Genomic DNA, 22,964 nt, shown 5'->3' with positions numbered 1-22,964 from the left:
GATGAGATTTCCCCAATAGATGCCTTATAGACGATAAGGTTGATAGGTTCGGCGTGTAAGTGTGGCAACACATTCAGCGGACGAATACTAATCCATCGATGACTTATTCAAAGAAATACTAGAGAAACGCGTTCACTCTTTACTTATACTTCTATCCGGTTTTGAATGTGTACTACATTCAACAATAGTCTGGCGGCGATGGCGGAGAGGCCACACCTGTTCCCATGTCGAACACAGTAGTTAAGCTCTCCAGCGCCGATGGTAGTTGGACTGACGTCCCGCAAGAGTAGGACGCTGCCAGGCTAATAATTTTATTTTTATTCCACAGTAGCTCAGTGGTAGAGCTATCGGCTGTTAACCGATCGGTCGTAGGTTCGAGTCCTACCTGTGGAGCCATTTTTTTGTCTTTGGCCCGTTGGTCAAGCGGTTAAGACACCGCCCTTTCACGGCGGTAACACGGGTTCGAGTCCCGTACGGGTCACCATTTATAATATTATAGTCTAATATGGAGAATTAGCTCAGCTGGGAGAGCATCTGCCTTACAAGCAGAGGGTCGGCGGTTCGAGCCCGTCATTCTCCATTTTTCATTGGAAGGGTAGCGAAGTGGCTAAACGCGGCGGACTGTAAATCCGCTCCTTCGGGTTCGGCAGTTCGAATCTGCCCCCTTCCACCATGATTTTGGGCTGTAGCCAAGCGGTAAGGCAACGGGTTTTGGTCTCGTGACGCGAAGGTTCGAATCCTTCCAGCCCAGTTTAAAGTATCTTAATAGGAGCCATTAGCTCAGTCGGTAGAGCATCTGACTTTTAATCAGAGGGTCGCAGGTTCGAATCCTGCATGGCTCATCCTTAACACTCACTTTTGTGGGTGTTTTTTTTATGCATAATTTCCTGATTTATTTATATTTATAAGTCCTTGTATAAAAGCGCTTTCTTTAGTATATTTGATTAAATAAAGCGTCTTATTTAGAGGGTATGGGGGAAATTTGGATGATAATAGATATTATTGGTGCACCAACAGCGTTTGGTCAAAGAAAACCAGGGGTGGCATTAGGACCAGATGCAGTGCGTTTTTGTTCATTAAAAGAAAAGCTAGAAGATTTAGGTCATCAAGTGAATGATCTTGGAAATGTAAAAGGTACATATGGAGTCTGGGCAGGACCGACTAGTGTGAAAGATGATGAAGGGCTGATTAATTTAAAAGAAGTCCTGGACTTCTCTAAGGTCTTGGCAGATGCAACAGATGAAAGTATTGAAAAAGGTCATTTTCCTTTTATCATAGGAGGAGATCATAGCTTATCAATAGGCTCAGTTGCTGGTATTTCTAAGCATTATGATAATCTAGGTGTGATTTGGATAGATGCCCACGGTGACATCAATAGTAGTCTTACTTCTCCAAGTGGCAATATTCACGGTATGCCAGTTGGCGTCTTGTTAGGTGAAGGTAATGAGGACTTAATAAATGTTCATGGAGATGGGGCTAAAATCAAACATGAAAACTTAGTCATAGTCGGAGCGAGAGATCTTGATAGTGGAGAAAAAGCGTATATTAAAAAACATAATATAGAGTGTTACACTATGACAGATATTCGCCAAAATAAGCTAAGTAACTTAATTGAAAAAGCTTTAGAAAAATTAAAATCATGTGACGCTATCCATCTATCTTTAGATGTTGATAGCTTAGATCCAATTGAAATGCCAGGTACAGGGACTAAAGTGAACGGTGGACTTTTCTTAGCTGAATTACAAGAGGCATTGACGACTCTTTATAGATCGGGACGTTTAGTCTCAGCTGATTTAGTAGAAGTTAATCCACTACTTGATAATGGTAATGAAACAGCAGTGAAGGCAGCAGAACTCACAGAATTTATCTTTGGAAAAACACAACTTTAAAGGGAGATTAGACAGTTATCTAATCTCCCTCTTCGTTCATTTTATTATTTAATTCTATAACATTTATTAAAAATTCACTATGTTCATCATTTGAAACTAGAGGTTTTTCAGCTGACAAAGTTTCAATATCTTTTAATAGGGCATTTATTTGGTACGGGCTTGTTTTTATTTTGAAAACATGAGGAGCGAAGTCGTCTTCTTCATTTCTATAATTAAGTATGCTCAAGTCTGGAACGATAAACTCCGCTACAGGTTGATAAAATTTCTGAAGGATACTTTTCTTTTCAAGAGTGTGTGAGACAGTGATGATGTTATTTTTCACAAGCTGATTAATATGATAGTGCACTTTTGCTCTAGGAATATCGAGTTCATCTGCTAACATTTGACCTGTTTTTGCCTCTTTGGCTAACATACCTAATAGTTTCATTCTAAAAGGATCGCTAATTGACTTCAGTTGCTCTAAATCTTTAATGATGAGCAATTTTTTCATTTTATCCTCCAAAGTTTTCTTTTATTATCATGTAAAATGTAAATCCCGTCAATTAAACAGTATTTTAAAGAATGAGAATATTTGTTACATATTTTCTAATTTGGTATTATTAAAATGTTAAGTACTTAGGGGGATGACTATGATAGGTCAAAGAATCAAGGAAATCCGTAATAACAATAATTTAACACAAGAAGAGTTAGCAGAAGGAATAATCTCGCGCACTTATTTGAGTCTTATTGAAAAAGGTACGGTACAACCTTCAACAAACGTATTGGTGAAATTGAGCAAGCGTTTAAATTGTACTGTGAATGATTTTATGACAGAAGTTTCTCATTTTAAATATAACAACTTTGAAATATTACGTGAAATTGGCCATTATGAGTTAAAGGTGACTAACGAAGATTATGATGCTATTAAATATTTTATTGAAAAAGAATATGAGCACATTGAAGACATCCCCTTACCGGATAGTGGACGAATTTATTTAATTTATGCAAATTACTATTATTATTTAAAAGATATCAAAAAAGCACGTCTTAATATCGATAAAGCCCTGCATAACTTATCGACAGTGGCGATTAATCAGCACTATATCAATGCTGTCATGTTAAAAGCTAAACTCTTAGTCGATGATGGTAAAGTCGATCAAGCGGTGGATGTATTAGAGTCCGCACTTTATATGCTTACTAAGTTTGATGAACTAAATCTATCAGATTTAAAATTACGCTATGCATTGGTTAAATGTTATATTATATTTAAACAATACTACACAGCAAGTAGAATAATTAAAGATATAGATAGCATCTCTAATCGACTCGGTATAGATTATAAACCTGAAGCGATAGAGAAACTAAAAGTCTTTTTACTTATAAAAAACGAGCATTACCAAGAAGCAATTGATGTTGTAGAGGATACGACAGATAGCGAACTTAAATTATTAAAAGCTTATGGTCTTTATCAACTGGATAAGGTAAGAGAAGCTGGCCAGTTGTACAAGACTCTTGTTGATTTCAATGTGAGCTCTATAACGATCCCTGAATTAAAAGATTTATATGAGGAACTTACAGAGAGATTAGGTGGCTTATAACATAATAGAAAGGAAAATCATTATGGAGACAGCCAACTTTTTTGAGAATATCACGACATCTTTTGTGATTACTAACCTAATAGACATACTTATCGTTTGGTATGTCTTTTACTTAATCTTGACTGTTATTAAAGGGACTAAGGCGGTTCAGTTAATCAAAGGGATATTCTTCATAATTATTGGGCGGGTAATTAGTAACTTTTTTGATTTAACAACAACAACTCAAATATTCGATATGGTCTTACAATGGGGGTTCTTAGCCGTTATTGTTATCTTCCAACCCGAATTAAGAAGAGCACTTGAACAGCTCGGACGCGGTAGCCTGTTCAGAGCGAGCACTTCCAGTGAAGAAGCTGCGCTAGAAAAACTCACACAAGACATGTTAACGGCTGTGAGATATATGGCCAAGAGACGGATTGGTGCACTGATTGTCTTAGAAAAAGAAACTGGACTTAAAGATTACATAGAGACTGGAGTCCCGTTATATTCTGAAATTTCCTCCCAGCTACTAATTAATATTTTTATACCCAACACGCCTTTACATGATGGTGCAATGATTATACAAGGGGATAAAATAGCCACAGCAGGTAGTTACTTACCGTTATCTGAAAGCAATAAAATTGCTAAAGACCTCGGTACAAGACACCGTGCAGCTGTTGGTATTTCAGAGGTAACAGATGCCTTTACCATTATCGTCTCAGAAGAAACTGGGAATGTATCCGTCACTCAAGGTGGTAAACTGACTAAGGACATCAAGATGGAAAACTTAGAGGAATTGCTTCGTAAAAACTGGTTAGTTACTTCCAATGCTAAGGAAGGAGGCGGTTTATTTGCTAGAAAATAAACTCGGTATAAGTATCGTTGCCTTTCTACTAGCGGTGTTCATGTTTATCAATGCTAATAATGTTCTAGACGGTTCAAATCTATTCGGTGATGACTCAATAAATGACGAATCACAGACCATAGAAAATGTGCCGGTAGAAGTGCTCTATGATGAAGAAGAGTACTACGTGTCAGGTCTACCTCGAGAAGTGACTGTGGAACTCACTGGTTCTAGTTCTAACGTTAAGAGATTACAAGCGACTAAAAACTTTGAAGTCGTAGTCGATCTCAGAAGCCGAGAACCAGGTGAGCATGAAGTGTTCTATTCAGTGAATGGTTTGCCGGAAAATGTGAGTGCAACAGTCCAGCCAGAAACAGCCAATGTGACGGTTCAGAATTTAGTCACTCAAAACTTTGAAGTCCAAGCAGATATTAATGATGGACGTGTAGGTTCAAGTTATCAGCTAGACTCTGTAAAAGTAGATCCTGCTAACGTGACTGTTAAAGGTGGAGAATCGACTATGAACCGTATTCAATATGTGAGAGCGACGCTGTCAGATATGTCGAGCATTACAGATGAAACAGTTGAAGAGGCGGAAGTGACTGCCTTTGATGCCCAGTACAATAAATTAGATGTTGTGATTGAACCTGCTAAAGTTCGGGTAGAAATTCAAGTCGATGAATTGAAAAAAGAAGTTCCTGTAAGTCAGAAGGTTCTTGGAGAACCAGCTGACGGACGAAGCGTATCGGAAATTGAGTTAAATCGTGATACAATTGATATATACGGTGATGAAGCAACACTTGAATCTGTTAACTCTGTGACAGCAGAGATTGATGTAGAAGGTATGACGACATCAGGGACGAAAGATGTTAAATTAGATTTACCAGAAAATGTGACGAAAAGTGAACCTGCTGTGTTAGAAGCAGATGTTACAATTGAAAAAGATTAATAAGCTATTTACGAAAAGGAGATTATTATGGGTAAGTATTTTGGAACAGATGGAGTTAGAGGAGTTGCAAACGAAGGATTAACACCAGAACTCGCTTTTAAACTCGGAAGATTTGGAGGCTATGCATTAATTAACCAAACTGATGAGAAACCGCGTGTACTTGTAGGTAGAGATACCCGCATCTCTGGAGAGATGTTAGAATCTGCCTTAATCGCTGGTTTATTATCTATTGGGGCAGAAGTTATGCGACTCGGTGTAATTTCAACTCCAGGTGTCGCTTATCTTACAAAAGATATGGAAGCGAATGCTGGCGTAATGATCTCAGCATCACATAATCCAGTTGAGGACAATGGTATTAAATTCTTTGGGCCAGATGGCTTTAAACTTACAGATGAGCAAGAAGAAGTAATTGAGTCCTACCTGGATCAAGACAGTGATAATCTGCCAAGACCAACTGGTGTTGAGGTTGGTTCTATTTCAGATTACTTTGAAGGCGGACAGAAGTATTTAAGCTATATTAAATCGACAATTGATACTGATTTTGAAGGTCTTAAAATTGGTATAGATGGTGCGCATGGTTCGACTTATCACTTAGGACCATACTTATTTGGAGATTTAGAAGCGGATACTGTAACGGTCGGCTCAAACCCAGATGGTACAAATATCAATGCTGAAGTAGGGTCTACTCATCCTGAAAGACTACAGGAATTAGTTAAAGATGAGGAATGTGATTTCGGACTTGCTTTTGATGGTGACGGAGATAGAATTATTGCTGTTGATGAAAAAGGAGAAATTGTTGACGGCGATAAGATCATGTTTATCTTGGCACAAGATATGAAAGAAAAAGGTCTACTTAAAGATGATACAGTTGTCTCTACAGTAATGAGTAACTTAGGTTTCTACAAAGCGATTGAAGCACATGGTATGAGATCTGATAAGACAAAAGTAGGCGACAGATATGTCGTTGCTGAAATGAGAGAACATGGTTATAACTTAGGTGGAGAGCAATCAGGTCACATTGTGATGATGGACTACAATACAACTGGTGATGGTTTGTTAACAGGTGTACATTTAGCAGCTGTTGTGAAAGAGTCAGGTAAAAAACTCAGTGAGTTAGCCGCTCAAATCGAAACCTTCCCACAAGAACTTGTCAATGTTAGAGTGACAGATAAACATCATGTAACTGAAAATGAAAAAGTAAAAGAAGTGATGTCACAAGTAGAAGAGAAAATGGCAGGAAATGGCCGTATTCTTGTTCGTGCATCTGGTACAGAGCCATTAGTACGTGTCATGGTGGAAGCAGAAACAGAAGAGCTTGTTCGTGACTACAGTTCAGAAATTGCAGAAGTTGTAGAAGCTGAAATGGGCTTAGGTAAGTAAGGTAAAGGCGCTAGGAACCCCCTAGCGCCTTTTAATTATGTATGATGATGCTTGGAAGAGCACTTGATATATTGAAGTCATTAATAAATGTGTAAATATATAGACTAAAGACTTGAAAGGCTAAGTAAAGCGAGACGAGACATAGTAGGCTAAATATTAACTTTTCTGCGTGACTCCCTGTGCGTGTAGTGATAGGGAATTTTACTTTGAAATCGATTGGGAAAAATAACTGAATTCCACTTTTAGTTCCCATATCTAATATGTAATGACTGATCATTCCTGCTAGTAAACCAATTTTAAGCGCATCGTTTGGAAAGAAATAATCGACTAAAAAAGCAGTTAAAATTAAAAATACTAAGCTATGTGTAAATGAGCGATGACCAAAAACAAAATTGATGAGTCTGGATAAAATTGGTAGATTTTTACCTAGACGACTGCCAGAATGGCAGATGTCAGGAATAAGTGACCCGACTACACTCGCACTCACTAAAATTATAGGATCAGTATAGGTGAAGTAGGCGACTGACAAGCCGGCTGTAAGTCCGCCAATAACATGAGTTTTACCTTTCATGGTGAGAGCCTCCTTGTCAATATTATAACATGATATTACACATTTATATAACTTTATCTAAACGAAAACTAAACAATGTTAAATAAAAATATGAATAGGAGAATGTATATGAATGGAAATAAAAGAGCAGATATAAAAATTGGTAGTGAAGTTAAAATTGTTCAAAAGCATGATCAAAGAACTGGTAAATTGACCGAAGGTATTGTTGAAAAAATCTTAACCAATTCACCAAATCATCCACACGGCATTAAAGTGAGATTGGATAATGGATTGGTGGGAAGAGTAAAAGAAATCATCAATTAACTTTTGGAAGAAAATGGTCAAAAAATACTTGTAAATTTTTTATTTTTAATTTACACTTTTACTCTGACTAAAAAGGAGGGACATATTTAAAAAAATCGGAATAGCGCCAGAGCAGTATACCACTGCTGACGAGGAGGACAGTTATCGAAATTTCGGCGGATACTGTCCCGGATACTAAAGTATTCGTTAGTTTATCTGTTAAAACTATCGAGTGATCGATCTGACAGAGCAGATATTCCACAAAAAAAATCAAAAATTAGGAGTAAATTTTATGTGTGGAATTGTTGGATATATTGGATCTAGAGATGTAAAAGAAATCCTCTTACAAAGTTTAGAGAAACTTGAATACCGTGGTTATGATTCAGCAGGTATTGCAGTCAAAGGTGAGGATGAAACTAAAGTATTCAAAGAAAAAGGTAGAATCAGAGATTTAAGAAATAAAGTTGAAGATGATTTCGAAGGCAAAGTTGGGATAGGTCACACACGTTGGGCAACTCATGGTGAACCGAGTGTTGTGAACTCACATCCTCATCAGAGTCTTGATGGGCGTTTTACACTTGTTCATAATGGTGTCATTGAAAACTATGTCCAATTAAAAGAAGACTATTTAGAAGATGTTAATTTAGTGTCTGATACAGATACAGAAATTATCGTACAGTTAATTGCTAAATTTGCAAAAGAAGGATCATCGACTCTAGAAGCGTTTAAAAAGACTTTATCTTTACTACATGGCTCTTATGCCTTAGGTCTTTTAGACAATGAAGATGATCATACAATTTATGCTGCTAAAAATAAATCGCCACTTCTACTAGGTGCAGGGGAAGATTTTAATGTCATTACTTCTGATGCTATGGCTATGCTCAAATTAACCAATAATTTTGTTGAGTTAATGGATGGAGAAGTTATTCAAGTCATGAGAGATCAGATGATTATTCAGGATTTAGAAGGAAACGACATAGAGCGTGAATCTTATATTGCTGAGATTGATGCAAGTGATACAGAGCTTGGAACTTACCCGCATTATATGATTAAAGAAATCAATGAACAGCCACAAGTTATGCGTAAAATCATTAAAGAATATCAAGATGATAATGGTGACTTTAAAATTGATGATGCAATTATCAAGCAATTAAACGATGCAGATAGACTATATATTATTGCAGCAGGAACGAGTTATCATGCTGGCTTAATTGGTAAAGAATATATAGAAAAATGGGCAGGTGTTCCGACAGAAGTCCACGTTGCCTCAGAGTTCGTTTATAACACTCCATTACTATCAGAAAAACCACTGTTCATCTTTATTTCGCAATCAGGTGAAACTGCTGACAGCCGTGCAGTACTGGTAGATATTAAAGAAAAAGGCTATCCTGCTTTAACGATTACAAACGTAGTAGGCTCAACCTTATCTCGTGAAGCAGACCAGACTTTAATCTTACATGCTGGACCAGAGATTGCGGTGGCATCTACTAAAGCTTATGTAGCACAAATTGCGGTTTTATCAATTGTAGCAGCTGTCACAGCTAGGGAACTTGGTAAAAAGAGTGACTTGAACTTAATGTCAGAGCTCGGTAAAGTAACCACTGCCATCACATCAGTGATTGATGATGCATCAACTATTGAAGAAATTGTTAAGAACTTTTTAGAAACAACTAGAAATGCTTTCTTTATCGGTAGAACGATGGACTACTATGTAGGGCTTGAAGGTGCGCTTAAACTAAAAGAAATTTCTTATATCCAGGCAGAAGGATTCGCTGGAGGAGAATTAAAACATGGTACTATCGCCCTGATTGAAGACGGAACACCAGTGTTCTCATTGATTACTCAAGAAAAAGTAAATCTAAACACCCGAGGTAACGCCCAAGAAGTTGCAGCCCGTGGTGCCAATGTGTGCACGATCGCAATGGAAGGCTTAGAACAAGAAGGCGACAGCTATATCATCCCTCGTGTTGATGAAATGCTAACACCACTCGTGTCAGTTGTAGTTTATCAATTGATTTCTTACTACGCAGCATTACACAGAGGTAATGATGTCGATAAACCACGTAACCTTGCAAAATCAGTAACAGTTGAATAATATTATGATATAAAATTGGCACACTTAGTATTGAAATGTATCGTTCAATGCTAAGTGTGTTTTTGTTTGGGATAAATTAAAATTGGTAATAACTAGTTGGGGTGATTCGTTGAATAATGAGCTGAGCTGGCATATTGTAATTGGAGCGTCAGAAGAAATATCAGTAAAGTTAGCTACAAATAGTAGTAAGGTCCTTGCCATTAAGGACAATCTTTCTTATGGTCCAATATCACATATAGAAAACACTGAAGGTCAAAATGATCGTCTGAATTGGCTAAAAGAGAATATGACTAGCTATGACCATTATTCATATGAAGAATTAAAACAGCTTAAAAACATTGAAAGTCATGAACCTATTATTATTTGGACCGCAGATAATGCAAGCGAACAAACAGGCTTACGCTTTTTGATGTATTTACTAAGAGATTGGTCTAATGATATCTACATTTTAAATACTTCAGCAGGCTATAAAAAGTTGTTTGGAGAACCGAATGTAATAAAGACCACAGAAATTAATATAGATCAGTTAAAAGAAATATATGAAAAAGTTGATAAAAGACTAGTTGCCGAAGAGAGAAACAAATTAATAGATGAGTGGAAACAGTTGAGTCAAACAAAAATGAATTTGAGATCTTTTTGTAATCATACAATTGTGAGTAAAGATGAAGCGGCATATGATAATTATATTATAGAGACAGCTAGAAAGATTCATTTTCAAATGAAAGAAGAGCCTTATATTAAATCAGCGAGATTAGTAGGGGAAGTGTACGGGGAACTGAGAGACTTCGATGATTTATTTATAGAGTATAGGTTAAGGAAATTGATCGAACAAGGACAGTTGGAGTATAGAGGAAATTTGAGTGCGATGCGTTTTTATGAAGTGAGAGTGGCAGATATTGTTTAAATTTTCTTCTTACTATTATTGCCTAGACACCTATAAAGTAAATTCACATTTACCTAATGCTCGATTGTTCTTAATAATAAGTTGATAGAATGATTATTATCATTAAGATTGTGGAGGATACATATGAATAAGAAAGCTCAATTAAATTGGGTTAGGTTACCCTTAGAGAATTTGGAAAACTGCCGTGAATTAGGTGGCTATGAAACAGGAAATGGTAGCCAAACTAAATGGCATACTTTTTTACGTGCAGATAATATGGCCAATATAAATGAAGAAGAAATAGAATTTCTTAGAGATTATGGCATAAAAACAGTCATCGATTTAAGAGGAGATGACGAGACTTCTATCCACCGAAATCCTTTAAGTAATGAAGACTTTTGTACTTATCACAATATCCCCTTAGCAGTACAACCTGTTTCAGAGTTAAATGCGGATGTTGTAGAAACTATGGGTGACTTTTATGTTTCGGTCTTGGAAGAATCAAAAACCATTAAAGAAGTATTTGATGTAATAGCAGAATCAGATGGTGGGCTTGTATTTCACTGTATGGCAGGTAAGGATCGTACTGGACTGATTGCCATGTTATTACTCGGCTTAGTTGGGGTCAGTAAGAAGGATATAGTGTCGAATTACGAAGTGACTTATACTAACCTTGAATCATTTCAAAATATTAAAGGGTTGCCTACAAGGATTCCAGAATCATATTTGTATTCAAGTAGAGATTATATTTTGATGGCTTATAATCACATCATGGATCACTATCATTCTATTGAAAGTTACCTATTAGAAAAAGATATTAGCCAAGAGAATATAGACAAGATAAAAGATAAATTTATCTTGTAAAAAGTAAGAGGCTGGAATATAAGTCCAGCCTCTAGATTAAAAATTGAAGTAAATTCTATAAGGCATGTCAAAAATGGTATCGAATAGACAAAAAGGGCTAAAAATTCTATAAGTCATGTCAAAAGCGATGTCGAATAGACAAAAAGGGCTAAAAAGTCTATAAGTCATGTCAAAAGCGATGTCGAATAGACAAAAAGGGCTAAAAAGTCTATAAGTCATGTCAAAAATGGTGTCGAATAGACAAAAAGGGCTAAAAAGTCCATAAGTCATGTCAAAAATGATGTCGAATAGACAAAAAGGCCTAAAAACTCCCTCCACACACCAAATCCTCAATTTCCAACCTCACTTCCAACCCTCAAACAAACTAAAATATCAAATCAATAATATTCTTCAGTATAATCGCGCTGACAATCAACACTATGATACTCGAAAATTTATTCAGGATTAGAATATATTTACCAGTTTTGTCAATGGATCCGAGCATACGGCCACACACTGCTAAAAAGATAAACCACAGCCATGACACAACAATTGTTGAAATGGTGAAGAGGATTTTATCTCCACCTTCGTAAATCGTTGCACTAGTGCCTATAACACCGATGGTATCCATAATGGCGTGAGGGTTTAATAGTGAAACGGATAGGGCAAAGCCGATTTGTTTTTTGGCACTCATTGATCCTTGCTCTTTTAGTTGAGTGGGTTGTTCGCGCCATAAGGACCAAGCCATATACAAAAGAAATATAAAGCCGATTATGTAAATAATGAGTTGTAAGGTAGGCATGGTCATCAAAATTAAGGACACACCGAGTACCGCGAGTAAGATTAAAAAGGTATCTGATAAACCTGCTGTAATGACAACAGGAATAGCAGTTCTTAATTTTTTGTGGTTCGCACCCTGGTTAAAGACAAATACATTTTGTGCACCAAGGGGTAAAATTAAACCAAGAGCTAGTAAAAAACCGTGTAGAATTGCTTGCAAGATAAACTGCCTCTTTCTATTTATATGTTTATATCTCTCTAATTATAGGCACAAAAGTTTGCACTAACAAATAATATAGCGATTATTTTGTATAAGTTAATGTTCGGTTAAATAATAATAACAAAGACTTTTAAATTAATAGTTTTATCGTTATAATAACAACTGTATGGATAAATATTCAGAAAGTAATACGGTTTCTGAAAGCGCTCTAAAAAGATGCGTTTCCATCGGTAAAATTCTAGCTCTGGAAGAAGGCTTTAAAATTTTGCCTGGATTCCAGATTGAGTCGATAATAATTTTATTATTATATAAGTGAAGAATAGGGAGGAAATTGTAATGGATTTTCGTTATTTACCAGCTACAGAAGCTGATAAAGCACAGATGTTAGAAAAAATCGGTGTAAAATCCACAGACGAGCTTTTTTCAGACATTCCTGAAAAAGTGAGACTGGGTAGAAAACTAGACCTAAAAGAACCGAAAAGTGAGTATGAGCTTAAGAAAGATCTAACTCAAATGGCAGCAAAAAATGCTAACCTTCAAGAGTATACTTCATTCTTAGGTGCAGGTGTTTACGATCACTTTATTCCATCTGTTGTAGATCATGTTATTTCTAGACAAGAGTTCTACACTTCTTACACACCATACCAACCAGAAATGACTCAAGGTGAACTTCAAGCAATGTTTGAATTCCAAACTATGATTTCTGAGATTACTGGTATGCCTATTGTCAACTCATCTTTATATGATGGCGGTACGGCTGTTGTTGAAGCAATGAACTTGGCTCATGGACAAACTAAAAAAGGTCGCATCGTAGTTTCTAAAGCTGTTCATCCTGAATACCGTGAATTAGTGAAAACTGCTTCAAAAGGTAAAGGATTAGAAGTTGTAGAAATTGATCTTAAAGATGGACGTACAGACCTTGATCAACTTGAAAAAGAAGTGAATGAAGACACTGCAGGTGTGATTGTTCAATATCCAAACTTCCTAGGTCAAATTGAACCACTTGATAAAATAAATGAAATAATTAAAGCACAACCAAAAACAATGATGATCGTGTCAAGTAACCCACTAGCATTAGGATACTTAACACCACCTTCTGAATTTGGTGCCGATATTGTTGTTGGGGATACACAAGTCTTTGGTATTCCAGCTCAACTTGGTGGACCACACTGTGGCTACTTTGCAACAACAGAAAAATTAATGCGTAAGGTACCAGGTCGTTTCGTAGGTGAAACGGTTGATGAAGATGGTCAGCGCGGTTTTGTACTTGTTTTACAAACTCGTGAACAACATATCAGACGTGAAAAAGCGACTTCTAACATTACATCTAACCAAGCATTAAATGCTGTAGCAAGTTCAGCAGCAATGAGTGCCTTAGGTAAACATGGTGTTAAAGACATGTCTGAACTTAACTTACAGAAAGCTAGATATACGAAATCTGCACTCGCTGAAGCAGGCGTGAAAGCAGCATTCGATGGCGCTTTCTTTAACGAAATCGTAGTAGAATTGTCTAAACCTGTTAAAGAAGTAAATGACAAATTATTCGAAAAAGGATTTGTTGGTGGCTTCGATCTAGGCCGTATTTACCCAGAATTCGAAAACCACATGCTAATCGCGACAACTGAAATCCGTTCTAAAGATGAGATTGATGCATTTGTTAAAGAATTGGGGGCAATCAACAATGGCTAATGAAAACTTTCCATTAATTTTTGAACGCAGTAAAGAAGGTAGAGTCGGTTATCACCTTCCAGAACTAGACGTTCCTGAAACTGATTTAGCAAAAGAACTTGGTGATACTTTCGTTCGTAAAGAACCAGCTAACCTCCCAGAAGTTGATGAGTTAGAGTTAATGAGACACTATACAGGTCTATCTAACCGTAACTTCGGTATTCATACTGGTTTTTATCCATTAGGATCTTGTACTATGAAGTACAACCCAGTAATTAATGAAGATGTTGTTAGATTACCTGGTTTCAGTCACATTCACCCATACCAAGACACTAAAACAATTCAAGGTGCTTTAGAGTTGATGTATGACCTACAAGTGAGTTTAGAAGAAATCACTGGTATGCATGAAATCACTTTACAACCTGCAGCAGGTTCACAAGGTGAGTGGACATCACTAATGATCTTCAAAGCATTCCATGAAGCAAATGGTGAAGGTCACAGAAATGAAATCATCGTTCCAGACTCAGCGCACGGTACTAACCCTGCATCAGCTGCAGTTGCTGGCTTTAAAGTCGTTGAAGTAAAATCAAACGATAAAGGTCTAGTAGACGTTGAAGACTTGAAAAAAGTAGTTAACGAAAACACAGCTGGTTTAATGTTAACTAACCCTAACACTTTAGGTTTATTTGAAACAGAAATTTTAGAAATGGCTGATATCGTTCACGAAGCTGGCGGTAAAATGTACTATGATGGTGCGAACTTAAACGCAATCATGGGCTACACTCGTCCAGGAGACATGGGCTTTGACGCTGTTCACTTGAACTTACACAAAACATTCACTGGCCCACACGGTGGTGGAGGACCAGGTTCAGGTCCAATCGGTGTAACTGAAGAACTTGCTAAATTTCTACCAAAACCACAAGTTGTTGAAAAAGACGGTGTGTATGATTTAGACTATGACCGTCCAGATTCTATTGGTATGGTTAAGAACTTCTACGGTAACTTTGGAATCAACGTACGTGCTTACACTTATATTCGTACACTTGGTGCTGAAGGTCTTAAGAAAGTCAGTGAGTATGCTGTACTTAATGCAAACTACATCATGCGTAGCCTAGAAGATAAATACGAATTACCATTTACACAACACTGTAAACACGAATTCGTTATATCTGGAAATAGACAGAAAGAACAAGGTATTAAAACATTGGATATCGCTAAGCGCCTAATGGACTTCGATATTCACCCACCAACTGTTTACTTCCCGCTAATTGTTGGCGAAGCAATGATGATTGAACCAACTGAAACAGAATCTAAAGAAACTTTAGATCACTTTATCGATACAATGTTGCAAATCGCGGATGAAGCTGAAAATAATCCAGATATTATCCACGAAGCACCACATAAAACTTCTGTTAAACGTCTTGATGAAACAAGAGCTTCTCGTAAGCCTGTACTTCGTTGGACAAAAGAAGCATAAGAAAATTTTTGATTGGGAACCTCGTCATGAGGTTCCTTTTTTTATTAGAAAGACAAGAATAAAAATACGAATCGTCAATAAATCTTCAAATATGATAAAAAAATTTAATCAGAATGACCCCTTTTCAAATGCCTTTAAGACTTAAGTACGTTAGAATGACCTCTAAGACGTTTTAAAAGGAGTATGACAAAATGAAAAAATGGCTATCGAGCTTAACAATTATAGGAACTTTAATTTTTCTAGGCGCTTGTAACAATGATGAAGCTGCCGAAGAAGATACAAGTAAAGAAGAAAACACAGAAGAAGTAGCGAAACAAGAGGAAGGTGCAGCAGCAGAAGGACAAGAACAAGCTGAAGCACCTGAGCCTGACTTAGAAGGTATTCCAGATGTAGTTGCAGAAGTAAATGGTACAGAAATTGATAAAGCATCTTTTGAAGAAGCGTATCAAGCACAATTCCAACAAGCTGCTATGATGTCTCAGATGTCTGGTGAAGAATTAAATCAAGACGACTTGAAAAAACAAGTAGCTGATGGACTTGTAAACCAAGAACTACTGATCCAAGAAGCTGATAACCGTGAGCTTGGAGCAAATGACGATGAGAAAAATGAAATGATTACAGAATTAACAGAGTCAAATGGTATGGAATCAGAAGATGATCTATATGCAGCCTTCGAAGAACAAGGTATGGATAAAGATCAGGTTATGGAACAAGTTGAATTACAAATTAAAGTTGATAAACTGATCGCTGAAGAAACTGGCGAAGTGAAACCATCTGAAGACGAACTACAAGAGTTGTATGATCAACAAGTTAAACAATTAGAACAAATGGAAACAGAAGAAGAACCACCATCATTTGATGAAATGAAACCACAGCTTGAAGAACAAGTCGTCGCTCAAAAAGAAGGCGAAGCAGCACAAGGACTTGTTGAGAAATTAAAAGAAGATGCTGAAGTAGAAGTTCATGTTTAAAGTAATAAAACTTCCGAATCAATGATTCGGAAGTTTTTTCTTACTATCTTACTGGAATTGTAATCTTTGTTACGTATTGTTCAGGCTTAGCTACAACTAGACGGTCTACAATTTCTTCTAAATAGACATCTGATTTTATTTCCAAGTTATTTACTTCAAGATAGTTAAATATTTTATCAAAGCTAAGTTCAACACTGTCGTAATTTCCTATATGGTAGGCAATGACTTCTAAACCAGCCTCTTTTTTTACAAGTGGAATAGAATCCATAAATTTTGTTCTGGCAAAAAGATGTGTAATATTATCGAAGTGACGGTCTTCACAGCTTTCTTTACTTAAGACTGCGCCAATAGAGTATTTTTCATATAAGGTATACATACAAGTATGATAAAAATCTGATATAATCGCTCGATCGTAATCATCATCATTTATTAAAGGTTGACTCATATATAAATATTCCGTTTCAACTTCTCTTAAAGTAATCTCATTAAAATCTGCTTCCAATACTTCTTTAGTGAGAGTCACTTTTTTATCAATGGAGGTTTGTAGGTTTTTTAAGTGAGTAATTTTTTCAGTGATTTGGGTAGACTTTTTCTGGAAAAAATCAATCATTCTATCAGGATTAGTGTGATCAATAAAATCTTTGATGTCTTTAAGTGGTGTTTCCATCTCCTTTAAAGATTCAATTAGAAACATGGTATCTAATTGAAGGTGAGAGTAATATCTATAACCTTTATCATCCTTATAGGCAGGTTTTAAAAGATCGATTTTGTCGTAATGAAACAAAGTTTGCTTATTTACCTCGCACATATTAGCAAATTCACCTGTAGTGAAAAAAATTTCTGATTTCATAAGAACCTCCTTGACTGTATAGTAACTATATACCTTATATTAAATAAGGTCATGACATATGACAATTTATTTAACAGATATGAGGTGTAGTATGACGACTACAAACGAGAACAAAAAATCACAATATGAGTTTTTATCGGATGATCCTAACGTAAAGACTTTACCGATTATGGTTGCCTTAATCATAGGAGCATTTTTTGCAATTTTAAATGAAACTCTACTCAATATATCATTAAGCACTTTAATGAAAGAATTCGATGTCACCTTACCTACTGTACAGTGGGTTGCGACTGGATTTATGCTGATGATGGCAATAGTCATGCCAATATCACCACTGCTGCTTGGCTGGTTTACGACTAGGCAAATATTTGTAGGTACCATGATCACTTTCTTAGTAGGTACTTTAATAGCAGGCTCAGCCCCAAATTTCGGCATTCTTTTATTTGGGCGAATGGTGCAAGCAATAGGTACGGGTTTAATTATGCCTATCATGTTTAATGTTTTTCTTTTGATCTACCCGCCACATAAGCGTGGGAAAATTATGGGTATAGTCGGTTTAGTTATTATGTTTGCCCCTGCTATGGGACCTACCTTGTCAGGTTTAATAGTACAGTACTTTGGCTGGAGATATTTATTCTTCTTAGTAGTACCATTTACTATTTTTTCTATTTTATTTGCCCTGAAATTCTTAGTCAATATCACAGAACAAACACGACCTAAAATTGATTGGCTATCCATCGTCTTTTCGACTATTGGACTTGGTGCCACAATTTATGGTTTCAGTCACGCAGGAGAAAGTGCCAAAGGGTTTTTATCAACATCCGTTTACATCCCAATTATTGTAGGTCTGATTGCTCTGACATTCTTTGCCATTAGGCAGTTTAAACTGGATGAACCTTTAATGGACTTGAGAGTATTTAAGTTCCCTATGTTTTTACATGCTACGATCATCTTTATCATCATCATTATGGCGATGTTTGCATCAGAACTTATACTACCGCTCTTCATGCAAGGACCAATGGGCTTAACAGCAGCTGCAGCAGGTTTACTCTTATTACCAGGTAGTATTTTAAATGGTGCACTGAGTCCCTTCATGGGTGCCCTCTTTGATAAGGTCGGGCCAAGAGTCATGATGGTTCCTGCGACAATTGTACTAGCAGCGACTATGTTTATGTTCTCAAGACTGACTGGTGACACTCCTGAATGGGTCATTATTGTCGGGTTTATTTTAATTATGATCAGTGTATCAGCACTGATGATGCCGGCTGAAACAAATGGTTTAAACCAATTGCCTAAGCACATGTATCCACATGGAACAGCAGTCATGTCGACACTACAACCACTTGCAGGTGCGATTGGTGTGTCGGTCTTTATTGGACTCTTAAACTCAAGACAGGCAGCCTATTTAGAAGGTGTAGATAATCCAGAAAGTGCAACAGCCATTAATGACGCTATGGTTGTCGGAACAGAGTTTGTCTACTTTATAATGGTTGCTTTTGCAGTGCTTGCGATTATCTTATCGCTACTCGTCTACAGAGCGAAACCAATAGAAAATCTTGTCAAAGCGCCTAAACAAATTGATAAAAATAATGACTAATTTATGAATTCACACCATATTTTTTATGGTGTGATTTTTTCATGTATAATTAGAATTAGGGAATTTATAAGGAGACTTGATTATGAATAGATGGTTTTTAATATTTCTAATACTGATTATTGCTGCACTCTTAATTTTCACAATTATGTTAGCATTAGGTGGAGTATAAGAATTGAGGTGATGATATGAGACTAAACAAAGGTGACATTGTTAAGGCAGGACATGCGCATATGAGAAGACCAATGCGTGGCGTAGAGGGACCATTATACCTGACTCATACAGCTCTATATCATGAAGGTTCAATTGGCCAACATATCGAATCAGTAGGTACGACGATTCGCTTAACTGATATTAAGGAATTAAAAGCAAGAAAAACATTGGGAATTATTCCTAATAAAATTAGAATCGTGACTAAGGACAATGAGTTGTTCAAATTTGTAGTTTTCAAAAGAGATGATTGGATTCGAGCAATTGAACAAGCGATTCGTGATAATCAGACACCTACAGCTTGATGCTGTAGGTGTTTATCATTTGTGGCTTTTGTGTAGAATGTAATTTTGTGGTATTATTCATCTTGGATTATTAGATATTTTAAAGATAAGAAGGTAAAACATATATGAAAGAAAATTTTTGGCAGGCACTCCCTCGCCCTTTTTTTGTTCTTGCACCGATGGAAGACGTGACGGATGTAGTATTTAGACATGTGGTAGCTCACGCAGCTGCGCCTGACGTCTATTTTACTGAGTTTACAAATACAGAGAGTTTTTGCCACCCAGAAGGTATTCATAGTGTCAGAGGCAGACTAACTTTTACAGAAGATGAACAACCGATTGTTGCACATATATGGGGAGATAAGCCTGAGCACTTTAGAGAGATGAGTATTGGTATGGCTGAGATGGGCTTTAAAGGCGTCGATATCAATATGGGATGTCCAGTTCCGAACGTCGCAACCAAGGGACGTGGCTCTGGTTTAATTTTAAGACCAGAAGTGGCAGCTGAGATTATCCAAGAAGCGAAAGCTGGAGGCTTACCTGTAAGTGTGAAAACACGTTTAGGTTATACAGATATTGATGAATGGAGAGACTGGTTAAGACATGTGTTCGAACAAGATATTGCTAACTTGTCGATTCACCTACGAACACGTAAAGAAATGAGTAAAGTTGATGCACACTGGGAGTTAATCGGAGAGATTAAAGCGCTCAGAGATGAAATTGCTCCAAACACTTTACTGACAATCAACGGTGATATTCCAGATCGACAAACCGGCTTAGAGCTAGTCGAAAAATATGGTGTAGATGGTGTCATGATTGGACGAGGCATCTTTCAAAATCCTTACGCTTTTGAACTTGAACAAAGAGAGCACACAAGTGAAGAGCTACTTGATTTATTACGCTTACACCTTGATTTATTTGATAAATATTCACAAGAAGAGTCGAGACTATTTAAACCACTCCGTCGTTTCTTCAAGATTTATGTAAAAGGCATGCGCGGGGCTGGTGAACTTAGAAATCAGTTAATGAGTACAGAAACAACGGACGAGGTCCGTGCACTCCTCGATGAGTTCCAGAAAAATATGTAAGTCAATTCCTTTTGGTTTCCAAAAGGGATTTCTTTTTAGAATCGTGATACCATTAAGAAAAATAGGGGAGTTGGTCAGATGATAGGAGTACTCGGAATTGTGATAGGCAGCGGTATGTCCTTTCAATCAGCTGTCAATTCTCAGCTGAGAAATTATGTCCTCTCACCTTATATTGCTTCAATGCTGTCCTTTTTAGTCGGTACCATACTTTTAGCAATTGTTGTATTATCTCAAGGTCTACCATTGTTTCCAAGTGTGGATATAATAACTCACAATCCTTGGTGGATTTGGCTAGGTGGATTATGTGGTGTCATCGCTTTAACCGGAAACATTATTATTTTTCCTAAGATTGGTAGTATAGAAACTGCAGTGATGCCAATCATCGGGATGATAGTGACTAGTATGTTGATCGACCACTTTGGCTGGTTTCATTCAACAACTCTACCATTTGGTCTAAACCGTTTTATTGGCGTTATACTCATACTACTTGGTGTTATCTTTGCTGTTGTCTTAAGAGATTTCTTAATGCACCGTAAACTAAAAGAAAATGTCAGTGATGATATAAATAAGTATCCTTGGCGTGCGGTTGGATTACTAGGTGGCTCTATGCTCGCAATTCAAGCAGCCATCAACGGTCAACTTGGTGTCGCTGTGAATTCACCATTAACGGGTGCATTTTTATCCTTTTTAATTGGTACAATCATCTTATTTTTGTTAGCGGCCTTTATCGATAAAAATTTTAAAACAGTGAGCCAACCATTCAAAGAAAAAGCACCATTATGGGTCTGGCTAGGCGGCGCCTTTGGTGCGTGTTACGTCTCGATTAATATTTTACTTGTTGGCATTATCGGCACAGGTCCAACAGTAGTGCTTGTCTTGTTTGGGCAAATCACTGGCAGTATCCTTGTTCAACAATTTGGACTTTTTAGATCTCAAAAATCATCCACTGCACCGATTCAAGTGCTTGGACTGATAATCATGTTGGTTGGTGTCATACTGATCAACCTATTCTAGGAGGAGTTATATGAACTCAGTACTCGGCCATCACCATATCTCAATGATGACAAAGGATGCAGAAGAAAATAACCGTTTCTACAATGAAATCCTTGGCTTAAGACGATTAAAGGTTACAGTGAATCAAGATGACCCGTCTATGTATCATATATTTTTCGGTGACAAAAGAGGCACGCCAGGAACAGAACTGACATTTTTTGAAATGCCTCAAATTGGTCAAACGCATCGTGGGACTAATGCGATTACGAGAATAGGCTTACTTGTTAAAGACGAAGCAGCTTTAGATTATTGGCAAGCACGTTTTGATCAATATAAGGTTGAATATAGTAGTATTAGACCCTATGCAGGGAAGAAGAGCTTACCATTTGTTGACCCAGATGGTTTAAATCTAATGCTACAAGTTGCAGAAAAAGTGGATGATGACTATCAAAGTTGGGAAGATTCAAGCGTTCCTACAGACTTTCAAATTATTAGTATGGGAACTGTTGAACTAACGGCTAAACGATTAGACAAATTGGAAAGAACACTGACAGACCTTTTCGATTATGAGAAAGTTGGCGGTGGTGATAATCAACGTCTATATAGACCGAAAAATGGGGCGTATGAAGGCGAAATTCTTACTGTCTATAAAGATGGACCGAGAGAAAAACCTGGGCGAGGAAGTGTTCACCACTTAGCCATCAATGTTCAAAATGATGACGATTTAGAATATTGGCATGACTTGGTGACAAAAAGAGGATTCCGTTCAACAGGAGGCATCGACCGACACTTCTTTAAGAGTATGTACTTTAGAGAATCAAATGGCATCATGTTTGAAATTGCGACCTTAGAAGGTCCTGGTATGACTGATGACCAAGCATCGAATAAGCTTGGTGAACGTTTGGATTTACCACCTTTTCTAGAAGGTGATAGAAAGCAAATAGAAGAAAATTTAGTTAAATTATCATTTATAGAATAAGATGTGAGGTAGGCAAATGACACAATTATTGGACACTTCAAAAGTTGAAGATGTAACAATTCAGGCAGTAACATTTATAGATGACATTGTTGGCTTAGGAGAAAAGCGACTGTCTATCGATGAAAAACATTTTGATGAAATTAAGCTCGGTGAAGACCGTATTGTAATGAAAATTAATCGTTCATCACTTAAAGAATATACTGAAGAAAGAAATAAGACCTTATTGGAATATGAGAACTATCCAGAATTTGATCATCTGAACACGATGGTCACTATGTTAGAATATGATTTCTTTAGCATAGATAAGGTTAAACTCTTCTATATAAATGATGATCAGCTATCTGGTGAAGCGGTCATCGATACTTCAGATGACGAACTTGTCGAAATGACGAGTGAAATCAAGGACCAACAGCTTATATTAACCATTCAAGTCATATAAAAAATCCTTACTCAAGAGTTAGTCTTGAGTAAGGATTTTGTTTTATTACACAATATATTTTTAAAAAAACTTTGATTAAACACTTGAAAGTCAAAGAAGGTCAATGTATAATATAGACA

The 22,964-nt window shown here is 36.8% G+C and carries 22 protein-coding genes, 6 tRNA genes and 2 rRNA genes; 26 read left to right on the top strand and 4 right to left on the bottom strand.

Going from position 1 to position 22,964, the window contains the following annotated elements:
- The 9 genes from JEOSCH030_RS10200 to rocF all read left to right on the top strand — a co-directional run.
- A 23S ribosomal RNA gene (locus JEOSCH030_RS10200) occupies positions 1-111 on the top strand; the annotation flags it as partial.
- A 77-nt stretch (positions 112-188) separates the two neighbouring features.
- Positions 189-303, top strand: a 5S ribosomal RNA gene (gene rrf, locus JEOSCH030_RS10195).
- Positions 304-321: 18 nt separating this feature from the next.
- Positions 322-396: transfer RNA gene (locus JEOSCH030_RS10190), tRNA-Asn, on the top strand.
- Between the two features lie 13 nt (positions 397-409).
- Positions 410-484, top strand: a tRNA-Glu gene (locus tag JEOSCH030_RS10185).
- 23 nt (positions 485-507) lie between these two features.
- Positions 508-580: transfer RNA gene (locus tag JEOSCH030_RS10180), tRNA-Val, on the top strand.
- 9 nt (positions 581-589) lie between these two features.
- Positions 590-673, top strand: a tRNA-Tyr gene (locus tag JEOSCH030_RS10175).
- 6 nt (positions 674-679) lie between these two features.
- A tRNA-Gln gene (locus JEOSCH030_RS10170) sits at positions 680-751 on the top strand.
- An 18-nt stretch (positions 752-769) separates the two neighbouring features.
- A tRNA-Lys gene (locus tag JEOSCH030_RS10165) sits at positions 770-842 on the top strand.
- A 144-nt stretch (positions 843-986) separates the two neighbouring features.
- Positions 987-1,889: an arginase gene (rocF, locus tag JEOSCH030_RS10160; protein ID WP_328794810.1), complete on the top strand. Its 903-nt coding sequence runs from the start codon at positions 987-989 to the stop codon at positions 1,887-1,889.
- Between the two features lie 19 nt (positions 1,890-1,908).
- Here the strand turns inward: rocF and JEOSCH030_RS10155 are convergent, their stop codons facing one another.
- Positions 1,909-2,379: a winged helix-turn-helix domain-containing protein gene (locus tag JEOSCH030_RS10155; protein WP_185126523.1), complete on the bottom strand. Its 471-nt coding sequence runs from the start codon at positions 2,377-2,379 to the stop codon at positions 1,909-1,911.
- 139 nt (positions 2,380-2,518) lie between these two features.
- Between JEOSCH030_RS10155 and JEOSCH030_RS10150 the strand changes: the two genes are divergently transcribed.
- The 4 genes from JEOSCH030_RS10150 to glmM are packed head-to-tail and all read left to right on the top strand — an operon-like array spanning position 2,519 to position 6,618.
- The gene (locus JEOSCH030_RS10150) at positions 2,519-3,466 is read left to right on the top strand and encodes a helix-turn-helix domain-containing protein (protein WP_185126522.1); all 948 of its coding nucleotides are present in this window, start codon (positions 2,519-2,521) and stop codon (positions 3,464-3,466) included.
- A gap of 22 nt (positions 3,467-3,488) precedes the next feature.
- A complete protein-coding gene (gene cdaA, locus JEOSCH030_RS10145; RefSeq protein WP_185126569.1) occupies positions 3,489-4,310 on the top strand; it encodes a diadenylate cyclase CdaA in 822 nt (273 codons plus the stop codon).
- A complete protein-coding gene (locus tag JEOSCH030_RS10140; RefSeq protein WP_185126521.1) occupies positions 4,297-5,238 on the top strand; it encodes a CdaR family protein in 942 nt (313 codons plus the stop codon). The genes cdaA and JEOSCH030_RS10140 overlap by 14 nt, the downstream gene beginning before the upstream one ends.
- Before the next feature lie 27 nt (positions 5,239-5,265).
- Entirely contained in the window at positions 5,266-6,618 is a 1,353-nt protein-coding gene (gene glmM, locus JEOSCH030_RS10135; protein ID WP_185126520.1) for a phosphoglucosamine mutase, read from the top strand.
- Between the two features lie 31 nt (positions 6,619-6,649).
- Here glmM and JEOSCH030_RS10130 read toward each other — a convergent pair whose 3' ends face one another.
- Complete coding sequence (locus JEOSCH030_RS10130) at positions 6,650-7,189, bottom strand: metal-dependent hydrolase (protein ID WP_185126519.1); 540 nt, start codon at positions 7,187-7,189, stop codon at positions 6,650-6,652.
- Positions 7,190-7,297: 108 nt separating this feature from the next.
- Between JEOSCH030_RS10130 and JEOSCH030_RS10125 the strand changes: the two genes are divergently transcribed.
- From JEOSCH030_RS10125 to JEOSCH030_RS10110, 4 genes are all read left to right on the top strand, one after another.
- Entirely contained in the window at positions 7,298-7,492 is a 195-nt protein-coding gene (locus tag JEOSCH030_RS10125) for a YwbE family protein (RefSeq protein WP_185126518.1), read from the top strand.
- Between the two features lie 271 nt (positions 7,493-7,763).
- On the top strand, positions 7,764-9,566 hold the full coding sequence (gene glmS, locus JEOSCH030_RS10120) for a glutamine--fructose-6-phosphate transaminase (isomerizing) (RefSeq protein ID WP_185126517.1): 1,803 nt from the start codon (positions 7,764-7,766) through the stop codon (positions 9,564-9,566).
- Positions 9,567-9,675: 109 nt separating this feature from the next.
- Positions 9,676-10,470, top strand: coding sequence for a DUF1835 domain-containing protein (locus JEOSCH030_RS10115; RefSeq protein WP_185126516.1), 795 nt, complete (start codon positions 9,676-9,678; stop codon positions 10,468-10,470).
- A 123-nt stretch (positions 10,471-10,593) separates the two neighbouring features.
- Positions 10,594-11,313, top strand: coding sequence for a tyrosine-protein phosphatase (locus JEOSCH030_RS10110; protein ID WP_185126515.1), 720 nt, complete (start codon positions 10,594-10,596; stop codon positions 11,311-11,313).
- 364 nt (positions 11,314-11,677) lie between these two features.
- Here JEOSCH030_RS10110 and JEOSCH030_RS10105 read toward each other — a convergent pair whose 3' ends face one another.
- On the bottom strand, positions 11,678-12,295 hold the full coding sequence (locus JEOSCH030_RS10105) for a LysE/ArgO family amino acid transporter (RefSeq protein WP_185126568.1): 618 nt from the start codon (positions 12,293-12,295) through the stop codon (positions 11,678-11,680).
- Between the two features lie 333 nt (positions 12,296-12,628).
- On the opposite strand from JEOSCH030_RS10105, the gene gcvPA reads away from it, so the two are divergent.
- The 3 genes from gcvPA to JEOSCH030_RS10090 all read left to right on the top strand — a co-directional run bounded on the left by gcvPA (position 12,629) and on the right by JEOSCH030_RS10090 (position 16,408).
- The gene (gcvPA, locus tag JEOSCH030_RS10100) at positions 12,629-13,981 is read left to right on the top strand and encodes an aminomethyl-transferring glycine dehydrogenase subunit GcvPA (protein WP_185126514.1); all 1,353 of its coding nucleotides are present in this window, start codon (positions 12,629-12,631) and stop codon (positions 13,979-13,981) included.
- Positions 13,974-15,437: an aminomethyl-transferring glycine dehydrogenase subunit GcvPB gene (gene gcvPB / locus JEOSCH030_RS10095; protein ID WP_185126513.1), complete on the top strand. Its 1,464-nt coding sequence runs from the start codon at positions 13,974-13,976 to the stop codon at positions 15,435-15,437. Before gcvPA ends, gcvPB begins: the two co-directional genes overlap by 8 nt.
- 191 nt (positions 15,438-15,628) lie before the next feature.
- Positions 15,629-16,408 (top strand): SurA N-terminal domain-containing protein, encoded by a 780-nt coding sequence (locus tag JEOSCH030_RS10090; RefSeq protein ID WP_185126512.1) that lies wholly within the window; start codon positions 15,629-15,631, stop codon positions 16,406-16,408.
- Between the two features lie 43 nt (positions 16,409-16,451).
- Here the strand turns inward: JEOSCH030_RS10090 and JEOSCH030_RS10085 are convergent, their stop codons facing one another.
- Positions 16,452-17,258: a MerR family transcriptional regulator gene (locus JEOSCH030_RS10085; RefSeq protein WP_185126511.1), complete on the bottom strand. Its 807-nt coding sequence runs from the start codon at positions 17,256-17,258 to the stop codon at positions 16,452-16,454.
- A gap of 91 nt (positions 17,259-17,349) precedes the next feature.
- Between JEOSCH030_RS10085 and JEOSCH030_RS10080 the strand changes: the two genes are divergently transcribed.
- From JEOSCH030_RS10080 to JEOSCH030_RS10055, 6 genes are all read left to right on the top strand, one after another.
- Entirely contained in the window at positions 17,350-18,855 is a 1,506-nt protein-coding gene (locus tag JEOSCH030_RS10080; protein WP_185126510.1) for an MDR family MFS transporter, read from the top strand.
- Positions 18,856-19,040: 185 nt separating this feature from the next.
- A complete protein-coding gene (locus tag JEOSCH030_RS10075; protein ID WP_185126509.1) occupies positions 19,041-19,367 on the top strand; it encodes a GRAM domain-containing protein in 327 nt (108 codons plus the stop codon).
- 104 nt (positions 19,368-19,471) lie between these two features.
- A complete protein-coding gene (locus tag JEOSCH030_RS10070) occupies positions 19,472-20,434 on the top strand; it encodes a tRNA dihydrouridine synthase (protein WP_185126508.1) in 963 nt (320 codons plus the stop codon).
- A 78-nt stretch (positions 20,435-20,512) separates the two neighbouring features.
- Positions 20,513-21,448, top strand: coding sequence for a DMT family transporter (locus tag JEOSCH030_RS10065; RefSeq protein WP_185126507.1), 936 nt, complete (start codon positions 20,513-20,515; stop codon positions 21,446-21,448).
- Between the two features lie 10 nt (positions 21,449-21,458).
- Positions 21,459-22,406, top strand: coding sequence for a VOC family protein (locus tag JEOSCH030_RS10060; RefSeq protein WP_185126506.1), 948 nt, complete (start codon positions 21,459-21,461; stop codon positions 22,404-22,406).
- A gap of 16 nt (positions 22,407-22,422) precedes the next feature.
- A complete protein-coding gene (locus JEOSCH030_RS10055; protein WP_185126505.1) occupies positions 22,423-22,845 on the top strand; it encodes a hypothetical protein in 423 nt (140 codons plus the stop codon).
- Positions 22,846-22,964 lie beyond the last annotated feature (119 nt).

Origin of the sequence: Jeotgalicoccus meleagridis (assembly GCF_903994045.1) — a bacterium.
In the GTDB taxonomy this organism is placed as follows: domain Bacteria; phylum Bacillota; class Bacilli; order Staphylococcales; family Salinicoccaceae; genus Jeotgalicoccus; species Jeotgalicoccus meleagridis.
The sequence above is the reverse complement of the archived record's forward strand: the minus strand, read 5'-3'. Positions and strand labels throughout refer to the sequence as shown.

Coding starts and splice junctions, on each gene's coding strand:
- rocF (WP_328794810.1), top strand. CDS start 987: ATGATAATAGATATTATTGGTGCACCAACAGCGTTTGGTCAAAGAAAA.
- JEOSCH030_RS10155 (WP_185126523.1), bottom strand. CDS start 2,379: ATGAAAAAATTGCTCATCATTAAAGATTTAGAGCAACTGAAGTCAATT.
- JEOSCH030_RS10150 (WP_185126522.1), top strand. CDS start 2,519: ATGATAGGTCAAAGAATCAAGGAAATCCGTAATAACAATAATTTAACA.
- cdaA (WP_185126569.1), top strand. CDS start 3,489: ATGGAGACAGCCAACTTTTTTGAGAATATCACGACATCTTTTGTGATT.
- glmM (WP_185126520.1), top strand. CDS start 5,266: ATGGGTAAGTATTTTGGAACAGATGGAGTTAGAGGAGTTGCAAACGAA.
- JEOSCH030_RS10130 (WP_185126519.1), bottom strand. CDS start 7,189: ATGAAAGGTAAAACTCATGTTATTGGCGGACTTACAGCCGGCTTGTCA.
- JEOSCH030_RS10125 (WP_185126518.1), top strand. CDS start 7,298: ATGAATGGAAATAAAAGAGCAGATATAAAAATTGGTAGTGAAGTTAAA.
- glmS (WP_185126517.1), top strand. CDS start 7,764: ATGTGTGGAATTGTTGGATATATTGGATCTAGAGATGTAAAAGAAATC.
- JEOSCH030_RS10110 (WP_185126515.1), top strand. CDS start 10,594: ATGAATAAGAAAGCTCAATTAAATTGGGTTAGGTTACCCTTAGAGAAT.
- gcvPA (WP_185126514.1), top strand. CDS start 12,629: ATGGATTTTCGTTATTTACCAGCTACAGAAGCTGATAAAGCACAGATG.
- gcvPB (WP_185126513.1), top strand. CDS start 13,974: ATGGCTAATGAAAACTTTCCATTAATTTTTGAACGCAGTAAAGAAGGT.
- JEOSCH030_RS10090 (WP_185126512.1), top strand. CDS start 15,629: ATGAAAAAATGGCTATCGAGCTTAACAATTATAGGAACTTTAATTTTT.
- JEOSCH030_RS10085 (WP_185126511.1), bottom strand. CDS start 17,258: ATGAAATCAGAAATTTTTTTCACTACAGGTGAATTTGCTAATATGTGC.
- JEOSCH030_RS10080 (WP_185126510.1), top strand. CDS start 17,350: ATGACGACTACAAACGAGAACAAAAAATCACAATATGAGTTTTTATCG.
- JEOSCH030_RS10075 (WP_185126509.1), top strand. CDS start 19,041: ATGAGACTAAACAAAGGTGACATTGTTAAGGCAGGACATGCGCATATG.
- JEOSCH030_RS10070 (WP_185126508.1), top strand. CDS start 19,472: ATGAAAGAAAATTTTTGGCAGGCACTCCCTCGCCCTTTTTTTGTTCTT.
- JEOSCH030_RS10065 (WP_185126507.1), top strand. CDS start 20,513: ATGATAGGAGTACTCGGAATTGTGATAGGCAGCGGTATGTCCTTTCAA.
- JEOSCH030_RS10060 (WP_185126506.1), top strand. CDS start 21,459: ATGAACTCAGTACTCGGCCATCACCATATCTCAATGATGACAAAGGAT.
- JEOSCH030_RS10055 (WP_185126505.1), top strand. CDS start 22,423: ATGACACAATTATTGGACACTTCAAAAGTTGAAGATGTAACAATTCAG.